Consider the following 17,844-nt stretch of genomic DNA (forward strand, 5'->3'; position numbering starts at 1 on the left):
GAATGTGCCCCGACCCGGTGAAAGAACAGTGATGTATCTGCATTAATCCCATGCGAGGAGCGCATAGAAACATGAGTCGTCAACTGCCATCCATCGAGCTTTTGCAGGCATTTCTGACGGTTGCGAAGACGGGCAACTTTGGCAAGGCCGGTGAGCAGCTCAACCTGAGCCAGAGCGCGGTCAGTCGGCAGGTCGCGCAACTGGAGGCGCGTCTGGAAACCCGCCTGTTCGAGCGCCACACGCGCAAGATCGTGCTCACTGACGAAGGCAAATCACTGGTGCCGGTTGCCGAACAGGTCATCGGCCTGCTGTCGGATGCATCGCATATGCTCGCAACAGTGGGAAGAAGTGTCAGCCTGCGCGCGCATCCGACCATGGCGGCGCGGTGGCTGATTCCTCGGCTTACGGGCTTCTATCGCCTGCATCCGGAGGTGACCGTCAGTGTCGACACGGTGTATCACCGTTTTCCAGACTTTGCGTTTGAATCGATCGACGCCATGATCGCGTACGGCACAGCCACATGGCCCGACTTCGAAGCGCTGGAACTGTGGGAAGAGCAACTGATTCCGGTGTGCTCGCCGGCATTGCTCGCCGGGACAACCCCGGAAGAAGTACTCAAGACCGCTCGGCTTGTGGACGCAAGCATGGATCGCCTGGACTGGCGCCGATGGGAAGAATACTACCCAGGTTCAACCGGCCCCGATAACGCACATCTGACGTTTGATACGCTGGAGTCCGCCATCGTCGCCGTGAAATGCGGTCAGGGCATAGCGCTCGTCGACGCCGTTCTCACACGCGATGAGTTGCTCGCTCAGCAACTGGTGCGAGTGCATTCTGGCAGCATCATTACCGGCGGACGCTACACGCTGGTCTATCCAAAGCGCGTGAAGCGTTCAAGCGGGTTTTCCGAGTTCCTCGACTGGCTGGAGCAAGAGCGGCCGGTGCCGGGCGCGATGAATTGAGTCGCCTTTTCCAGGCAGGCTTGAACGGCTGCTGGCCAATCCAGGGATAGGGATTGATGTGCTGGCAGGGAGATACACCCCAAACAGTTTTTTTATCTCGGACTGGATATAGCCGACGTATTCTTCTTTATGATCCACCACTGACACTTGTATTTTGACGACATTCTCGGGGCTGGCGCCTGACGCTTAGGAGTCGCGACAGGCTGCTATGGGTCGATTGGACAAAAAAGCATTGCCCACCAATCCTCGTCCACGCTACCTCGCTAAGGTGCGTAAAGTTTCAAGCGCTCAATGACGTGTACTCGATCCAATCCGAATATCCAGGGCCGTCAATACTTCATGGGCGGCTTTCACCTTCGCAGGGAGGGGATAGTTCTTGTTCGCCAGCGACACGATGCCCATGCCCTTGGCTGGAACAAAGGCCACGTAAGCGCCGAAACCGTCCGTCATGCCTGGCTTGTTAATGAGCACGTTACCCTGCGGTGGCAGCGGAGGGTTGAGCCGGGTAATTTCATGGGCCTCAAGGATCATTGGGTACGAGTTGCCCGCGAGCAAGCGGTCGAGCTCTATTGGATAAGGGTAAAACTCCCATCCCAAGCCCTGCGTCATATCGGCGACCTTGTAGTAGCCTGTATGCGTTGCAGTGATCGCACGTTGCAGAGGCTCCTCCAGATCCACCTCCTGCATGTTTGCCTCGACGAAATGAATCATGTCCGCCGAGGTGGATGTCACGCCATAACCCTCGGCATACAGAACACCTGGGACCATCCTGGCCGGTGCGCCCTCTTTGGTATAGCCGTACGCGTAATGACTCATCTGCGCTTGAGGGACCCTGACGTAACTGTGCTTTAGGCCGAGCATCGGAAACAGCCTCTTTTCCAGTAGATCTTCGAAAGGCTCCCCCATGCTCTCGGCGGTCAGAAAGCCGAGCAGACCGATGCTCGGGTTCGAGTAGAGCCTGATTGTTCCGGCGGCATAGTTTGGCTGCCAGTCTTTGTAATAACCGATCATCATTTCGTGACTGTCCACATAGCCCGGAAACCGCAGTGGCAGACCGCCGGCCGTGTAGGTTCCAAGATCGAGCAGGCTGATGTTGTCGAGACTGCTGCCACGCAGCGAAGGCAGGTATTGGCTTGCGGGATCAGACAGGGAGAGCTTTCCGATTTCCTGCGCGTAGGATGCGAGGGTCGCCGTGAAGATTTTACTGATCGAGCCGATCTCGAAAATCGTCTCCTCGGTGACCTTCGGACTCCCCTCCTCCATGGAGATGACACCGTAGTTAAAGTAATACTGCTTCCCATGGAGTGTTACGGCCACCGCCATGCCAGGAATGCCATGCTCTTGCATAACCGGCCGGATAGCGTCGTCCGCCAAAAACAGACGGCCCAACTTTTTGGGCGGACGTGCAGGCTATCCAGGCTCAAATGCTGCTTTCCAATCGAGGGACGATTTATTCATAACGATGGCGAATTCGGGCAACCGCTCACCGTGGGAGGATGAATTCGATGAACGCGTGGCAAGGTCTGGATCGTTATGGTTCATGGAATATGTGAAATTGGGGTGCCAGGTGCAGGACGCCCCAATTCGGCCTGTCTTAGTAGACTTGAGGCACGATGAGTTCCGGTGGCGTCGGACTACGGGAGTAATCCTCCTGCCTGACGCGCTGCGGCAGTTCGATCACTGGCAGCTCCACTTCTTCATAGGGCATCTGCCCGAGAAGGTGGTGGATGCAGTTGAGTCTGGCTTTCTTCTTGTCATCGGCTTGCACCACCCACCATGGCGCTTCGTCGATGTGGGTTCGCTCAAGCATGATTTCCTTGGCCTTTGTATAGGCTTCCCAGCGCCGACGGGACTCCAGGTCCATGGGGCTGAGTTTCCACTGCTTGAGCGGGTCGTGAATGCGACTGAGAAAGCGCAGATGCTGTTCCTGGTCGGAAATGGAGAACCAGTATTTAATGAGCTGAATGCCGGAGCGTGCAAGCATACGTTCGAACTCCGGCACGGTACGGAAGAACTCTTCGTACTGATCGGCGTTGCAAAAGCCCATGACTTGTTCGACCCCTGCACGGTTGTACCAACTACGGTCGAAGAGCACGATCTCACCCGCTGCAGGCAGGTGCGAGACGTAGCGCTGGAAGTACCATTGAGTACGTTCGCGGTCATTGGGTGCAGGCAGCGCGGCGACCCGACAGACTCGAGGATTGAGTCGTTGGGTAATGCGCTTGATAACTCCACCTTTGCCGGCTGCATCACGTCCTTCGAACAGGATCACTACTTTGTGGCCCGTCTTGACCACCCAGCTTTGTAGCTTCACCAGTTCGCCTTGCAGGCGGAATAGTTCGCTGAAATAAACTCTTCGAGCGGCCTTTTCACTTCCTTCCTCAACGTGCCCATCAAACAGCGCATTTAGGTCAGTGCCATCTTCGGATAATTCCAGCTCCAGCTCTTCGTCACTGTGATCAAGCAGCTCACGGTGAATGCGTTGTATCAAGGTGTCTTCGGTTGAGGGCATGGGAGAAACTCGCGTCGTGGATGGCGTCGCAAAGTGTTAGTCGTAACTTGTTACGAAGTAATTACATCAATGGGTGATTTGAGGCCGGCCTCATAGGTGCGGGGCCACCAGCGCCAGGCGATAGCTGCCTGGACAGACTAGTCAAGTCATCGAGTTCCCACGCCATCGCACTCTCATAAAAACGTAACAAAACTGCTGCAAAGTGCTGAAGCCCGTTATCACAAAGAGTTCCTACGATGAAAAGTTTGATGAAATCTGCTGCGCTCGCCATTACGGTTTCTCTTTGTGCCACTTCGGTGTCCTTTGCTGAGGAAAGCATCCGTCTGACAGGTTCCGGCGCCAGTTTTCCGGCACCGATCTACCTAACCTGGTTCAAGGATTTCAGCAAAAAAACCGCTGGTATCACAGTGGATTACCAATCCAAGGGCAGCGGTGCGGGAGTGCAGGACTTTCTGAACAAAACCGTTGATTTCGCGGCCAGTGACTCGGCAATGAAAGACGAAGACATTGCAAAGGTTGCCGAGGGCGCGCAGTTGCTACCGATGACTGCGGGTGAAATCGTGCTGGCTTATAACCTGCCGGGCAGTCCCAAAGGGCTTAAATTGCCACGCGACGTTTACTCCAATGTTTTCCTGGGCAAGATCACTCGATGGAACGATCCACAGATCGTCGCCGCCAACCCAGAGCTGAAACTGCCCGATATGCCGATCACGGTTGTCGTACGTGCAGACTCCAGCGGTACTACCGCGGTATTCACCAAGCACATGGCGGCAATTAATCCTGAGTTCAATAAGGCGTTAGGTGAAGGCAACACGGTCAACTGGCCGGCCAGCGACAAATTCATCAAGTCGCCCAAGAACGATGGTGTGACAGCCACCGTACGCCAGACACCGGGCGCCATCGGTTACATCGAATACGGCTTCGCCAAGCTGGCCAAGGTCGATTTTGCCCAACTGCAGAACAAGGCCGGCGCTTACGTTGTGCCGAACGCGGAAAGCGGTGCAGAGGCCCTGGCTGCGGTGAAGATGCCGGAAAGCCTGGTGGCCTGGTTGCCTGATCCGGACGGTGCCAAGTCCTACCCGATCACTTCCTACACCTGGATGATTTTCCGCAAGCAGAACGAGAACCCAGCCAAGGCCAAAGCCATGCGCGAAATGGTCGAATACAGTCTGACTGAAGGTCAGAAAATTGCCGATTCGATGGGTTACATCCCCCTACCGCAATCGGTCGTCGATCAGGTTCGCAAGGCTTCCGCCAACATCCAGTGACACTCGCGAGGCCTCTTTCGGCGTGTGCTATCAGCCTCGCCGAAGAGATTTCTCCCACGCTCCGGAATTAGCCCATGAACAAGCCATTTGTCGTACCGGTTAATCCGGGCTCTGCTTGCCAGCCTCCTTCTGCGAAAGATTTCCTGGTTGATCGCACCTTTCGCGCCCTTGCGCGCATAGGTGTGGTTCTCGTTCTGGCGCTGGTATTTGCCTTAGTATTCGAGGTGGGACGCAAGGCACTTCCAGGCATGGAGAAACACGGTCTGGACGTCCTTTTGGGTACCGTCTGGGATGTGAACCAAGGCAAGTACGGCATTCTACCGGCCATTTGGGGCACGCTCTACAGCGCCCTGATCGCGTTGGTGATCGCAGGCTTTTTCGGCGTCAGCATGGCGATTTTCCTGACCCAGGATTTCCTGCCTGCCCAGCTTGCCGCCATTTTCCGCACCATTGTCGAATTGCTCGCGGCCATTCCCAGCGTCGTTTACGGCCTGTGGGGAATCTACGTGGTGATTCCGGCAATTCGACCCCTCACGGACTGGTTAAACAGCGAACTTGGCTGGATACCCTTTTTCGGTACGACCTTGAGCGGACCGGGACTGTTACCTGCAGCCTTGGTGCTTGCCATCATGATCCTGCCGACGATTGCCGCCGTTTCGCAGGACGCCCTCACCGGCGTACCAATGAAAACCAAGCAGGCCGCGTATGGCATGGGGACCACCCACTGGGAAGCGATTCTCAAGGTGATGGTGCCATCGGCTGCCACCGGCATTTTCGGCTCACTGGTGCTGGGCCTTGGTCGGGCCTTGGGTGAAACCATGGCCCTGGCCATGCTGGTAGGCAACTCGAACAACATCTCCCTTTCTCTGTTTGCACCGGCCAATACGCTGGCGGCTTTGTTAGCGCTGAATTTCCCCGAAGCGGGGCCGACCGAGATTGAAGTTCTGATGTATGCCGCACTGGTCCTGATGTTGATCACCCTGATAGTGAACATCATCGGCTCCATGATCATGGTCTATGCCCAGCGTGGTACTAAATGATGACTGACCTCACGTCTTCCGCAACCGCGCTGCCAAGTCTGCAGCGCAAATTCGAAGGCCGCGCCCTGCGCAGCCTGGTACTGACTACGCTGGTCTGGGGCGGCGCCCTGCTGGCCAGCGTACCCCTGATTTCCGTGCTCTACATGCTGATCACCCGTGGTGGTGCTCGCCTCAGCCTGGAGGTGTTCACCGAGCTACCGCCGACCGGATTCGAGACGGGCGGCGGCTTCGGCAACGCGATGGCGGGCACCTTTGTCATGGTCGGTATCGCGGCCGCGATCGCGGTTCCGGTCGGCATCATGGCGGCCATCTTCCTGGCGGAACTGGGACCGGACAGCAAGCTGGCGAACGCCGCGCGCTTCGCCGCCAAGATGCTCACGGGTCTGCCATCGATTCTGGCCGGGGTTTTCGCCTACGCCCTGGTGGTGATGACCACCGGTACCTACTCGGCACCGGCGGGCGGCGTGGCACTGGCGGTACTGATGCTGCCTATCGTCGTGCTTACCGCTGAAGAGTCGATGCGGATGGTGCCCAAGATAATGAAGGATGCCGCCTACGGCATGGGCTGCACCCGATCGCAGGTGATCTGGAAAATCGTATTGCCTACCGGTATGCCGGCGATCCTGACCGGCGTGATGCTGGCGGTGGCGCGCGCAGCCGGCGAAACCGCGCCGTTGCTGTTTACCGCCCTGTTCAGCAACTACTGGATCTACCACGACGGCAGCCTGGCGGTCATGAATCCGACGGCGTCGCTGGCCGTACTGATCTACAACTTCTCCGGCATGCCGTTCGACAACCAACTCGAGCTCGCATGGGCGGCCTCGCTGGTGTTGGTGATGATCGTGCTAATCGTGAATATCGTCAGCCGTATTTTCGGCAAGCCAAAGTTTTGAGAATGGGAGCAAATAGTGTGAACGTATTATCTGCGCAAAAAGTTGCCCCCCTCGAGGCCCAGGTACCTGTGGTCATGGACTGCAAGCTGGACAAGATTTTCTACGGCAACTTCATGGCGGTACGTGACAGCCATGTGCCCATCGAAAAAAACAAGATCACCGGATTCATCGGTCCTTCCGGCTGCGGCAAGAGCACCGTACTGCGCAGCCTCAATCGGATGAATGACCTGGTAAAGGGCTTTCGTTTCGAGGGCCATGTGCATTTCCTCGGGCAAGACGTCTATGGCAAGGGCGTCGATCCAGTGGTCGTGCGTCGCTATATCGGGATGGTGTTCCAACAGCCGAACCCGTTCTCGATGAGCATTTTCGATAACGTCGCGTTTGGCCTGCGCCTTAATCGCTACCAGGGCGACCTGGGTGACCGCGTCAAGCACGCCCTGCAGGGCGCGGCGTTGTGGGATGAAGTCAAGGACAAGCTCAAGGTCAGCGGTCTGTCCCTCTCAGGGGGCCAGCAGCAACGACTCTGTATCGCCCGCGCCATCGCCACCGAACCGGAAGTTCTGTTGCTGGATGAGCCGTGCTCGGCACTCGACCCGATTGCCACCCGCCGTGTCGAGGAATTGATGGTCGAGTTGAAGAAGGATTACACCATCGCTCTGGTCACCCACAATATGCAGCAGGCGATCCGTGTCGCTGACACGACGGCATTTTTCTCGGTGGATATTTCGCAGGGCACGCGCACCGGCTATCTGGTTGAGATGGGCCCAACTGCCCAGATATTCGACAATCCGCGCGAGCAAATGACGAGCGATTACATCAGCGGCAAATTCAGCTAACCAACAACCGTCCGATCAAGACCGAATGCAGCCAAGCGCTAAATGACATTGGCGTGCATTCGGTCGTTTACCTTCTCACACCTCTTTCATCAGGATTGCCAATGCCTGCAAAGCATCGTCTTGATTTGCCAGCGATCGAACGTGCACTGCGCGAGGTGCAAAGTCGATTCGCCGAGCTCAGCAGGCACTTCACCGAACCGCGTGATTCCTTGACGGACGAAGTGCTGCAGAATGTGCTGGATGGCTATGCCCTGATCGACGACTACGTCGCACGCGGTGTCGACCTGTTTGATCTTCAGCAGTTGAATCTGATGCTGGAAATCAATGCCACTGTCCTCTGCGGCCGAGACCCGGCGCGCCGGCTGGAATTCGCTCAACACCTTGCTGCCACCGAGGAACACTTCTTCAACAACGTGGAGGGTGGAATCAAGGACTTGTTCAATTGGTACTGCGCGTATCGCAGTGAGTCAGTCTGGAAGCGTGCAGCCGGTGTTTATGTTCGAATCCTCAGCAAGCCGCAATTGTTCATTGAAGGCAATAACCGCAGTGGATCGCTCATCGTCTCCTATCTGCTGATGCGCGCCGGGCATCCGCCGTTCGTGCTGACGCTGGAGAACGCCGAGGGCTATTTCAACCCGTCATCGGTCATTCGCAACTCCGCCAAACATGGTGTCAAGGCGTTGTACGAACTGCCCAAGATCAAGAAAAAATACGCAGCCTACCTGGAAGAACAGGCCCCTGATCCAAAGGAGTTTTTTCTGAGCGACAAACCAGTGCCCGTCTATCAGGGGAGCGCTTGATGAGAAAGTATCCGACGCTCGACAAATACCGGGCTTCCAGCAGTCAGGCATGGCAAGCCATCAAGCGTCTTGTCCCAATGCGCTTGTCCGGGCGTCCGCAAATACGTATCTCGTTTGATATTGATGACACGTTGGCCTGCCAGCGCCACCACTGTGCAACCGAGCACAGCAGGCTGCCGGTATTTGTTCATCGCTGGCTGGGCGAGCCGTTGCGCATTGGCACACGCTCCCTGACCCGAGAATTACGTCGCCAGGGTTGCAGCATCTGGGTCTACACCTCGTCCGGTCGGACCCCCTCCTACATCAGGCGCTGGCTCTTGCTGTACGGTATCCACGTTGACGGAGTGGTCAACAGTGTCCGGCATAACCGTGCCCTGACGGTACATGGGCTTTCGAACTCCCCCTCGAAATTTCCGCCAGCATTCGATATCGACCTGCATGTCGATGATTCCGAGGGAGTGCAGATTGAAGGCCATGATCACGGTTTCCGCGTCGTCGTAGTACGCCCGGATGATGAGAACTGGGCGCAGAGAGTCCTGGACGCAGCAGCTGAAGTCCAGGCACAGCTAGCCTGGCAGCAACCGCTCAGACACAAGGTTGCGGCGCAAAAACGCTTTGAAGCTTTTTCCTCCTGAGTATCGAGTCGAACGCGGCCTTCGCGACGGGCCGCTGTCGACCGATTCTGTTGAAAAAGTCGGTTTTTCAGAATGCGGTGGGATTGGATAGGTGAAAGCGCCTCTTCAGCACGCCTCTACGTGAAATCCCAGCCTGAAAGGCTCTGCGGACATTCAGGATTTCAATCTCCGACGCGTACTTTTCTGCTTTAGAAAACACGGCCGATTTTTTCAACAGAATCGACCCAAAGCCGACGGTGGCGACAGGCAGAAAACGGCCGATTCTGTTGAAAAAGTCGGATTTTCAAATGGCCTGAACTCAGGCACGACCACCACCGGAGAACCTACTCACCACATTGAGTGGTTTTTCGGCCCTTCGGTGACCTTTGCTGCTCTGTTAGTGGGTTAATTTGAGGTTTTTTGCTTGGTGCAGGCGCACCTATCCCGTGACTGGTGGCCCTTGAGATGAAAATTTGGCCAGCCGTCGCAGGTTCTGCACCGCAGCGGCCAGCGTGAATTCATCGGTCGCGCCACTCATGCCACGTAGCCGCAGGCGATCCAATTTCAGGATGCGCTTGAGGTGGGCAAACAACATTTCGACCTTTTTACGTTCGTGGCGAGAGCGCTGATATGCCGGCGTTGCTGCAATGCGCCGAGCCACATCGCGAGCGGCTTCATGGACGCTGCGAGCGATCTTGCGGAACGCTGTGTTCGGGCAGCACTTGGCTTTCATCGGACACGTAGCGCAGTCGGTCTGCCGGGATCGGAAGATGATGGTGTTGGCTTTGGTGACGTGTGAACGCTCGTTCTTGAAGGCTCGCCATTCACTGCGTAATACGTTGCCGGCTGGGCAGCGGTATTCCTCAGCCTCTTCATTCCAGTGGAAATCGTTACTCGAAAAGCTGTCGTTCTTGCGCTCGGTTTTGTCCCACACCGGCACATGCGGTTCGATGTCTTTTTCCTCCACCATCCAGGCCAGCATCGGCGCTGTGCCGTAAGCGGTGTCGCCAATGAGGCGCTCTGGCTTGATGTCGAACTGCGCTTCGACCCGATTGATCATCATCTTGGTGCTCTCGACTTCTGCGGTTCGATGAGCCGGTGTGGGTTCCACATCCATGATCACGCCGTGCTCGGTATCGATCAGATAATTCGTGGAGTAAGCGTAGAAAGCTGGGCCGCCTGGAGCAGCGGTCCAGCGGGCTTGAGGATCCGTCAGCGACAGGCGCTTGGGTAGTGTTTCGGCCAAAGCCTCTTCATCGAGGCCTTCAAGGTACTCACGCACGGCGCGGGTGCTCAGGGCCGGATCGCTCCAGTTGACCGGTTCATCACCCGGTACGCCGCGCTGCCGACTCGCATCCGCTTTGATGATGCTGGCGTCCACGGCAAAGCCTTCGCCCTTGACCAGACCGGCGTCCATGCAGCGACGCAGCACTTCATTGAACAACCAGCGAAACAGATCACTGTCTCGAAAACGGCCGTGTCGATTTTTCGAAAAGGTCGAGTGGTTGGGGACTTCATCTTCAAGGCTCAACCGGCAGAACCAGCGATACGCCAGGTTCAAATGGGCCTCTTCGCACAACCGCCGTTCGGAGCGGATGCCATAGCAGTAGCCGACGATCAGCATGCGGATCATCAGTTCAGGATCAATCGACGGACGCCCAATCGGGCTATAGAAATCGGCGAGGTAATGGCGCAGGTCGCTCAGATCGAGACACCGATCAATGCTGCGCAGAAGGTGCTTGGCTGGAATGTGATCTTCAAGGTTGAACGAGTAAAACAGCCGCTCCTGCCCACTCGATAACTGTCCCATCATGCTGCGTGCTTCCCTGCTGGCCAATGCAGAGATTTTGCCGCAGGCCAGACAGGGGAGCTACTTTTTCAACAGAATCGGCCAGAAGCCGTCATTCGACACTGCGCCAGCTCACCGTTTAAATTGGCAGGTCTATTTATAAGAAGCGGATTTACAAAAGCTTTAAGCCTTGCACTCAGATGCTTGAGCGCAACAAATCCAGCAAAAGCCTGAACGCTGGCTTGGGTTGTCTTCGGCTCGGGTAATACAGGTGATACCCCATCACCAAGGGGCACCAGTCGTCTAGTACGCGCAACAGACGGCCTTCCACTATGTGAGGCTCAACGACGTCCTCCGGGAGATGAGCAAGTCCGACGCCAGCAAGCGCAAATTCCAGCATCAGAGGCACCGTGTTGCACACCATTTGGCCCTCCGCCCGGACTTTTACCTCCCGCCCCTCCTTTGCAAACGGCCAGGACCAGAGTCCACCTGACGTCGGCAGGCGCAGGTTGATTCCGATATGGGCTGTCAGATCATGAGGCGTAACAGGTTTGGCCCTGCGCTCGAAGTATGAAGGAGAACCGACCACGGCCTGCCGAAAGTCCGGACCTATACGAACCCCGATCATGTCCTTGGCCACCTGCTCGCCCAAACGAATCCCGGCGTCGTACCGTTGCTCGACGATATCGACCAAGCCATAGTCATTGTTGATTTCGACCCGTACCTCTGGGTAATCCAGCATGAGCCTGCTGACTGCGGGAGTCAGGATCGTTGCCGAGGCGTGTTCCACCGAGGTTATCCGTAAGGTGCCTGCTGGCTTTGCGCTCAACTCGGACAGATCCGCCAGCCCAGCTTCGATGCCTTCAAAGTGGGGACCTATAGAGCCTATCAAGCGCTCCCCGGCTTCGCTTGCAGACCGACCGTATTGATCTCTACTACCAGCATCGTGTCGACCCCAACGTGCCCATTGAAGACGTAGCAGGCGCTATCAAGGATCTGATCGCAGAAGGCAAAATCCTGCATTTTGGTTTGTCTGAAGCCAGTGCCAAAACCATTCGCCGCGCGCACGCAGTGCAGCCTGTGTCTGCGATCCCGACGGAATACTCATTCTTCCATCGAGACCCGGAGCACAACGGGGTACTCGCGGCATGTGAAGCGTTGGGGATCGGTTTCGTCCCATGGGCGCCGCTGGGCGAAGGCTATTTGACCGGCAAAATGGACGCTAACGTCCCCTTAACTTCCAGTCCCCTTAACTTCCAACGAGTGACGCCAATGCCACTCAGCGCGGCTCGTCCTGGCGACCCGGCCAATCCACGGGATGAATCACGAGATAACTGCTGACTGCATCGTCTATAGTTGGAAAAAACGCCGATTCGCCAAGTCGCGCGAACAGCCCGAATCGCTTCAGCTTGTCCTTGACCGGGTCCTTCATCTCGGCGACACACAACTTGATGCCTGCCGCGTGCAAGGTGTCGTCCAGTTCAGCCAACACGTCGGCAGAGGTCACGTCCACACTGGTGACCGGTTCTGCCGCAACGACCAACCAGCGCACGGGCGTAGGCGACGCCGCCACTGCGGCAAGCACTCGGTCATTGAACAGTTCGGCGTTGGCGAAAAACAACGGCGCATCCCAGCGAAACAGGACCAGGCCGGGGATAAGGCTCGCGTCGGGATAACGCTGGATGTCGTGGTAACCCTTGACCCCCTTGGCTTGCCCCAGCACCGCGGAATACGGCCGCCAGCCATCCCACAGAAATTCGATGACAGCGATCACGATGGCCAGGCCGATGCCCTCGATCGCACCGAACACGGCCACACCGACGGTGCAGACGATCGACAACCAGAACTCCCAGCGCTGGATGCGATAAATGCGTCGCAGGTCGGCGACTTCAATCAGGCCGATGGCCGAGGCAATCACGACCGCTGCCAGTGCGCTGCTGGGCAAACTCTGCAACAGGTTCGGCGCCACCACCAGCAACAGGGCAACGGCCAACGCGCCGACAACGCCGGTCAACTGGGTTTTGGCGCCTGCGGCTTCGGCCACGGGGGTACGCGAAGAACTGCTACTGATTGGAAAGCCCTGGAAAAAACCCGCCGCCAGATTGGCAAAACCGAGCCCCGCCATCTCCTGGTTCGGGTCCACGTAGGTGCGGGTCCGTGCCGCATAGACACGCGAGAGCACGCTGGTGTCGGCGAACGACACCAGCGCGACGGCGCAACCGCCGATGAGCACGGGGACAATATCGGCGCGGGTGATCCAGGGGATGGCAAACGCAGGTAAACCTTGTGGAAGAGCACCGAGAACCGATACCCCTGCGCGCGTGCCAAGGTCCAGCACACCGACGGCGACGGTCGCGCCTGCCACGGCGATCAAGATGCCTGGCACGCGCTTGAAGTCCTTGAGCAGCAGGATCACGACCAGGGTGGTTGCGCCGATCATGAACGCGGTCCAGTTGGTCTTTCCATCCATCACCGCGGTGACGATAGCCCATATGTTTCTCAGCGGGCCGTCGGACTCGATCGAAAAGCCGAAAAACTTGGGCAGTTGGCTGATCAATACGGTCAGCGCAATGCCGTTCATGTACCCGTAGCGGATCGGTTTGGAAAGCAACTCCGTAATGAAGCCCAAACGCATGACGCCCGCCAGGATGCAGACGGTTCCTGAAACGATCGCCATCATGCCCGCAAGGGCGACGGCGCGATGCGGGTCGCCGCCCGACAGGGGCAGGACGACAGCCAGGATAACGGCGGCCAGTGAGGAATCCGGGCCCAGCACCAGAATCCGGCTAGGCCCGAATAATGCGTAAGCGAGTAGCGGAATAATGGTCGCGTAGAGGCCATAGATGCCGGGTACGCCCGATGCCACGGCGTAGGCGATGCCGACGGGCACCAACATCGTGGTGAGCACCAGCCCGGCCATGATGTCGTGACGCAACCAGGCAACCTGGTACCCGCGCAGCGTGCGAAGTCCAGGAAGCCAGCGGCCCCAGCCGGTTTTGTCGCTGGTATCCCGGCGTGCAATCCGGCCGGGTTCCGGGACGGGAGGCGAAGAATCCGAATCGTTCATAGAGCTGTGGCCTATAGGTGTACAGCGCAGATTCGCTTAAACGTGTCCGTCAGAATTTTCAAATCTGACAAGCAAGCGAGCACCTGCTCGCTGCATCGGTCAGGGACGTCGGTTCCTGCCTGGCGATAAGCCGCGAACGCTACGACTGCACGCCGCACTACTCTTCTCAGCGATCAACGCGGCTGGCTTCACCTTTCGCGGGCCACTCACTATCAGTATCCCGTTCGATATCTTCAGGTGCAGATGCTTGATCCAAGCCGGTTTCCCATTCGGTAGGGACCGGCGCGGCTTCTGCCTCAAGCTGTTCTTGCGCGAGACGCCAATAGAGCGCTTCAGATCCTTGCGGACGACCATCCTTTTCCCACAACTCGTAAGCTCGTTCCCGGACTTTCAAATCTTCGATCATTGTAGTTCCTCCCTGAGCCGTTACGTGCCTGTCCTCTCAAATTATTGACCACGAACCCTTCGCGGCAATCCATCGGGTTTAAAGAGATGCAAAAAGGCGCCAGATTGGCGCCTTATTGGTATCAAGCGATTTTGATTACAACCTTTCCGCATGCTCCCTTTGCAAGATGCTCGTAAGCTTCTCGTGCTTTCTCGAACGGATACACCTGATCGATCACAGGACGAATCTTGTGTTCGTTGAGGAATGCATTCATCCGGTCGAACGATGAGCGTGGCGCCACGGCGTTTGTGAGTAACGCCGGCATCACAGTCACCGAGTCGAATGCGTACGTCCAGTGCGGCGTGTCGGGCTTTGGAATAATCCAGGCGCCTGGCATCACCGTGGCCGAGTATCTGGATAGCGGCGTTTTGGTGGAGATTCAAAGGTCCTATCGGCCAGCCCCTCGCCCTGTGTCGCTGCTGTACCCAAGCCGGACGCACCTGGCACCGCAGGTGCAGGTTTTTATCGAATGGCTGCAAGCGCGCTTTGCGCAGATTCATCCTGACTGGCTGGAACAATAACGACGCTACTGGCCAATGGCAGTCATTCACCCAAGCCTATCTCCACGAATCAAAAAAAAATTTGAACCGCTTCTGGACGCGCTCGCCTAATGATCAGCTTGTGGATAATCGCACAGGCAATGTGCCAATACCGGCATACTCCGAGAGGTGATCAACGTGGCTAAAGACGAGAAGAAAAGCAAAGGTGAAGCTTCGAAAGCCAGCAAGGAATTGAAAGACAAGAAGTCATCACCGGCAAAGAAATCAGCTGCGGCCTCGGCTCTGTCGAAATCTTCCGATAAGAAAGACAAGAAAAAAGATGCCGAACCAAAGAAATCTGCAAAAAAAGCTGATAGCAAGCCAGCAAAGGCTAAGAAATCAGAGAAGGCAGAAAAGCCGGCGAAAAAGAAAAAGTGACATCTGCTGTCTGCTAGGGCTTTACGCCCTAGCTTCCTCTGGCCGTATGACAGTGAACAGGCCGGTCGTGGATATCCTGAGAAGTGTGGCAGTCGAGAGACAAGGATGGATTCCCTTCAAACCATGCTCTTGGTGTCGGTATTTTTTCTGGCTTTCACCAACAAGTTAAAGGCGTCAATATCAAGTGGCTGACTTAGAAAAAAGCCTTGGCCTTCATCGCACGACACCGCTTTGAGCAACTTCAAGTGTTCGGCAGTTTCAATCCCTTCTGCCGTAACAGTGAGTGATAACGCGCGGCCCAAGCCCACGATCGCCTGGATGATGGACTCATCATCACTTTCAACCAGTTTGTTTAGAAAGCTCCGGTCTATCTTCAGGCCATCGAAGGGAAAAGTACGCAAATAACTCAGTGAAGAATACCCCGTGCCGAAGTCATCCATGGAGATGCGCACCCCAAGGCGCTTCAATGTACGCATGAGCTCCAGCGCGCCGGGGGCATCTTCGAGCATGACGTTTTCAGTAATCTCCAACTCTACCCGTGCAGGAGCAATTCCCGAGTCGTGAAGTGCTTTCTGCACGCGCTCTACCAAATTGCCTCGTTTGAATTCGCTAGGTGAAAGATTGACCGATACAAACAAATGTTCCGGCCACCGTGCGGCGCAACGGCAGGCGGTATCGATTACCCAGTCACTCAAGGAAAGAATCAGCCCGGATTCTTCAGCAATGGGGATGAAGGTATCGGGAGGTATTAAACCGCGCTCAGGATGTTGCCACCGCACCAACGCTTCGGCGCCGACCATCTGCCCGTCTGAGATACGATAACGCGGTTGGAAATGCAGTCGAAGTTCTCCATGCTTGATTGCGAAGCGAAGATCACTTTCCAGACGACGCCGCTCAATAATCCTGGCGTTCATATCACCCGCATAGAAACGCCAGGTATTACGGCCTCCAGCCTTTGCTTCGTACAACGCGATATCTGCGTAACGTAGCAGCTCGGCCGCCTCGCAAGCGTCATTTGGCGCCATGGCGATGCCAATACTGGCGCTGACAAACACTTCTTGTTCATTGATCTGTATCGGCTGCTCGATGGACTCGATCAGACGGCGACAAAGCGCCTCGACTTCCTCCTGGGAACTGACATCGGTGAGTATCAGGACAAACTCGTCCCCGCCAATCCGAGCGACAAGATCTCCGTGGCGAACACATTCTGCCAGGCGGCTCGACACCTGGTTGAGCACCAGATCACCTGCAGCATGCCCTAGCAGGTCATTCACCGGCTTGAATCGATCAAGGTCCAGACTGAGCATGACCAAGGGTTGTTCCACTGTCGGCAACGCTTTGAGTTTGCCATCAAGAAACTCCTGTAGTCGTGTCCTGTTGGGAAGTCCGGTCAGGGCATCATGTTGTGAAAGGAATTCGATTCGCCGACGGGCTTCAACTTCCTCCGTGACGTCGGTGGCTGTCCCCCGGAATCCTCCACTCGCCATTGCTCGCGCCGAAAGACGGGTGATTCGCTCCTGGCCATTGGTATCGACGTAGCGACACTGAACACTGATATCCGGACGACGGTTTGGAATACTGAGCCACTGAGATAATGTGCCTAACTCAGTGCGCAGCAGATCATCCATCGCCGCACCGATCCATGCCTCCCTGGAAAGGCCCGTGACATCTTCAAACCGCTCGGACAGATAAGTGAAACACCAGTCACCGTCCATTTCCCATACCCAATCCGAGCTGGCCTCAACCACATCGCGAAAGCGCGCCTCACTGGTGGCGAGGTCGGCCTGACTGCTTCGCAGCGATGAATAGCTGGCGTCCAGCGCCTGCGCAGCGGCGGTCGTACGACGCAAGATGACCCACGTCATCAGGCACACCAACAGCGCAGCGATTCCCACCAAGGGCAACCCCAGCGCCAATAATTGCAGACCTGGTTTGTTTGCTCTCCAGCGCAGACTGCCTGCTGCACCGGTCTCGCCCAAGGGGTAAACAGACACCAAGGGGATTTCGTCGGGAGTGGCCATGTGCAGGTCATTTACCCCGAAATCCCGGCCTATCGCAGCGAGCTTGGCGCTGTCCAAAATGTCGACGAAAATCAACACCGACGCCGACCTGTCATCCGCCATGACCGTCGGATCGGTTCCCGGCGTAATCGCAGCTGCAGCGACGAGGGCTGGTATCCCTCCAACATTGATGAACGTAGTCGTCGGTGTTTCGGTTTCCGCGCCCTCCCGGGCCTTTTCGAGAATCGCGTCGATGGACTGCTCGAGCCATTGTTCGACTTCAACTGACGCCATCTCACCCTTGACCAGGGAATAAACGGTGCGATTGACATCGTTGACGACAAACACTCCCCGAAATCCAAAGTCTGTGAAAAGTGTCGTCCCGACATTTTGTCGTACGTACGCCCAATCCGCGTCTACTTCAATATGCAAGTGCTTGTAAGCATCACCCCAAAATGCGTAATCCTTGACGGTCGAGCGCAGCGATTTTTCCAACGATTCCACGGCTTTCTTCGTGTAGAACGCACTGTCGACCTCCTCCGCTCGATCTAAATTTTGCGCAACATAAACAAGTGAACAGCAGGCGAGTAAGAACACCCCCGCCAAAAGACCAACAAACTTGAACAGTGAAGCGCGGGTCAGGGCCACGCTTGAGCGATCGGCTGGAGAAAAGAAGATAGTGGGGAGATCGTTAGGCATAC

General features: G+C 56.5%; 15 protein-coding genes and 3 pseudogenes. 10 read left to right on the forward strand and 8 right to left on the reverse strand.

The window, feature by feature from the left end; translation table 11 throughout:
- Nucleotides 1-71 precede the first annotated feature (71 nt).
- Nucleotides 72-962: a LysR substrate-binding domain-containing protein gene (locus tag ACA041_RS20390; RefSeq protein WP_497436599.1), complete on the forward strand. Its 891-nt coding sequence runs from the start codon at nucleotides 72-74 to the stop codon at nucleotides 960-962.
- 288 nt (nucleotides 963-1,250) lie between these two features.
- Here the strand turns inward: ACA041_RS20390 and ampC are convergent, their stop codons facing one another.
- Nucleotides 1,251-2,351 (reverse strand): class C beta-lactamase, encoded by a 1,101-nt coding sequence (ampC, locus tag ACA041_RS20395; RefSeq protein WP_497436603.1) that lies wholly within the window; start codon nucleotides 2,349-2,351, stop codon nucleotides 1,251-1,253.
- A gap of 205 nt (nucleotides 2,352-2,556) precedes the next feature.
- On the reverse strand, nucleotides 2,557-3,474 hold the full coding sequence (gene ppk2, locus ACA041_RS20400; protein ID WP_497436606.1) for a polyphosphate kinase 2: 918 nt from the start codon (nucleotides 3,472-3,474) through the stop codon (nucleotides 2,557-2,559).
- A 236-nt stretch (nucleotides 3,475-3,710) separates the two neighbouring features.
- On the opposite strand from ppk2, the gene pstS reads away from it, so the two are divergent.
- The 6 genes from pstS to ACA041_RS20430 all read left to right on the forward strand — a co-directional run bounded on the left by pstS (nucleotide 3,711) and on the right by ACA041_RS20430 (nucleotide 8,946).
- Nucleotides 3,711-4,742 carry a phosphate ABC transporter substrate-binding protein PstS gene (gene pstS, locus ACA041_RS20405; RefSeq protein ID WP_497436612.1) on the forward strand — a complete coding sequence of 344 codons (1,032 nt, stop codon included), beginning with the start codon at nucleotides 3,711-3,713 and terminating at the stop codon, nucleotides 4,740-4,742.
- A gap of 74 nt (nucleotides 4,743-4,816) precedes the next feature.
- Nucleotides 4,817-5,782 carry a phosphate ABC transporter permease subunit PstC gene (pstC, locus tag ACA041_RS20410; protein ID WP_497436618.1) on the forward strand — a complete coding sequence of 322 codons (966 nt, stop codon included), beginning with the start codon at nucleotides 4,817-4,819 and terminating at the stop codon, nucleotides 5,780-5,782.
- The gene (gene pstA / locus ACA041_RS20415) at nucleotides 5,782-6,675 is read left to right on the forward strand and encodes a phosphate ABC transporter permease PstA (RefSeq protein ID WP_497442133.1); all 894 of its coding nucleotides are present in this window, start codon (nucleotides 5,782-5,784) and stop codon (nucleotides 6,673-6,675) included. The genes pstC and pstA overlap by 1 nt, the downstream gene beginning before the upstream one ends.
- A 74-nt stretch (nucleotides 6,676-6,749) precedes the next feature.
- A complete protein-coding gene (pstB, locus tag ACA041_RS20420; protein ID WP_218232072.1) occupies nucleotides 6,750-7,511 on the forward strand; it encodes a phosphate ABC transporter ATP-binding protein PstB in 762 nt (253 codons plus the stop codon).
- Nucleotides 7,512-7,612: 101 nt separating this feature from the next.
- A complete protein-coding gene (locus ACA041_RS20425) occupies nucleotides 7,613-8,311 on the forward strand; it encodes a hypothetical protein (RefSeq protein WP_497442134.1) in 699 nt (232 codons plus the stop codon).
- Nucleotides 8,311-8,946 carry a hypothetical protein gene (locus tag ACA041_RS20430; protein ID WP_497436622.1) on the forward strand — a complete coding sequence of 212 codons (636 nt, stop codon included), beginning with the start codon at nucleotides 8,311-8,313 and terminating at the stop codon, nucleotides 8,944-8,946. The genes ACA041_RS20425 and ACA041_RS20430 overlap by 1 nt, the downstream gene beginning before the upstream one ends.
- Before the next feature lie 418 nt (nucleotides 8,947-9,364).
- Here ACA041_RS20430 and ACA041_RS20435 read toward each other — a convergent pair whose 3' ends face one another.
- Both ACA041_RS20435 and ACA041_RS20440 read right to left on the reverse strand, forming a co-directional pair.
- A complete protein-coding gene (locus tag ACA041_RS20435) occupies nucleotides 9,365-10,738 on the reverse strand; it encodes an IS1182 family transposase (RefSeq protein ID WP_497436624.1) in 1,374 nt (457 codons plus the stop codon).
- Nucleotides 10,739-10,910: 172 nt separating this feature from the next.
- The gene (locus ACA041_RS20440) at nucleotides 10,911-11,606 is read right to left on the reverse strand and encodes a LysR substrate-binding domain-containing protein (protein WP_497436627.1); all 696 of its coding nucleotides are present in this window, start codon (nucleotides 11,604-11,606) and stop codon (nucleotides 10,911-10,913) included.
- A gap of 14 nt (nucleotides 11,607-11,620) precedes the next feature.
- On the opposite strand from ACA041_RS20440, the pseudogene ACA041_RS20445 reads away from it, so the two are divergent.
- A pseudogene (locus tag ACA041_RS20445) lies at nucleotides 11,621-11,936 on the forward strand (aldo/keto reductase); the annotation flags it as partial.
- A gap of 57 nt (nucleotides 11,937-11,993) precedes the next feature.
- Here ACA041_RS20445 and ACA041_RS20450 read toward each other — a convergent pair.
- From ACA041_RS20450 to ACA041_RS20460, 3 genes and pseudogenes are all read right to left on the reverse strand, one after another.
- Entirely contained in the window at nucleotides 11,994-13,781 is a 1,788-nt protein-coding gene (locus ACA041_RS20450; protein WP_497436633.1) for a SulP family inorganic anion transporter, read from the reverse strand.
- A 166-nt stretch (nucleotides 13,782-13,947) separates the two neighbouring features.
- Nucleotides 13,948-14,187, reverse strand: a complete 240-nt coding sequence (locus tag ACA041_RS20455; protein ID WP_497436638.1) for a DUF2934 domain-containing protein — start codon at nucleotides 14,185-14,187, stop codon at nucleotides 13,948-13,950.
- Between the two features lie 121 nt (nucleotides 14,188-14,308).
- Nucleotides 14,309-14,470: pseudogene (locus tag ACA041_RS20460) on the reverse strand (zinc-binding dehydrogenase); the annotation flags it as partial.
- A gap of 7 nt (nucleotides 14,471-14,477) precedes the next feature.
- On the opposite strand from ACA041_RS20460, the pseudogene ACA041_RS20465 reads away from it, so the two are divergent.
- Nucleotides 14,478-14,747 (forward strand): annotated as a pseudogene (locus ACA041_RS20465) (LysR substrate-binding domain-containing protein); the annotation flags it as partial.
- 147 nt (nucleotides 14,748-14,894) lie between these two features.
- The gene (locus ACA041_RS20470) at nucleotides 14,895-15,143 is read left to right on the forward strand and encodes a hypothetical protein (protein ID WP_497436640.1); all 249 of its coding nucleotides are present in this window, start codon (nucleotides 14,895-14,897) and stop codon (nucleotides 15,141-15,143) included.
- A gap of 116 nt (nucleotides 15,144-15,259) precedes the next feature.
- Here the strand turns inward: ACA041_RS20470 and ACA041_RS20475 are convergent, their stop codons facing one another.
- Nucleotides 15,260-17,842: a bifunctional diguanylate cyclase/phosphodiesterase gene (locus ACA041_RS20475; RefSeq protein WP_497436642.1), complete on the reverse strand. Its 2,583-nt coding sequence runs from the start codon at nucleotides 17,840-17,842 to the stop codon at nucleotides 15,260-15,262.
- Nucleotides 17,843-17,844: the final 2 nt, after the last annotated feature.

Source organism: Pseudomonas sp. LBUM1676 (assembly GCF_059695605.1).

Coding starts and splice junctions, on each gene's coding strand:
- ACA041_RS20390 (WP_497436599.1), top strand. CDS start 72: ATGAGTCGTCAACTGCCATCCATCGAGCTTTTGCAGGCATTTCTGACG.
- ppk2 (WP_497436606.1), bottom strand. CDS start 3,474: ATGCCCTCAACCGAAGACACCTTGATACAACGCATTCACCGTGAGCTG.
- pstS (WP_497436612.1), top strand. CDS start 3,711: ATGAAAAGTTTGATGAAATCTGCTGCGCTCGCCATTACGGTTTCTCTT.
- pstC (WP_497436618.1), top strand. CDS start 4,817: ATGAACAAGCCATTTGTCGTACCGGTTAATCCGGGCTCTGCTTGCCAG.
- pstA (WP_497442133.1), top strand. CDS start 5,782: ATGACTGACCTCACGTCTTCCGCAACCGCGCTGCCAAGTCTGCAGCGC.
- pstB (WP_218232072.1), top strand. CDS start 6,750: ATGGACTGCAAGCTGGACAAGATTTTCTACGGCAACTTCATGGCGGTA.
- ACA041_RS20425 (WP_497442134.1), top strand. CDS start 7,613: ATGCCTGCAAAGCATCGTCTTGATTTGCCAGCGATCGAACGTGCACTG.
- ACA041_RS20430 (WP_497436622.1), top strand. CDS start 8,311: ATGAGAAAGTATCCGACGCTCGACAAATACCGGGCTTCCAGCAGTCAG.
- ACA041_RS20435 (WP_497436624.1), bottom strand. CDS start 10,738: ATGATGGGACAGTTATCGAGTGGGCAGGAGCGGCTGTTTTACTCGTTC.
- ACA041_RS20450 (WP_497436633.1), bottom strand. CDS start 13,781: ATGAACGATTCGGATTCTTCGCCTCCCGTCCCGGAACCCGGCCGGATT.
- ACA041_RS20455 (WP_497436638.1), bottom strand. CDS start 14,187: ATGATCGAAGATTTGAAAGTCCGGGAACGAGCTTACGAGTTGTGGGAA.
- ACA041_RS20475 (WP_497436642.1), bottom strand. CDS start 17,842: ATGCCTAACGATCTCCCCACTATCTTCTTTTCTCCAGCCGATCGCTCA.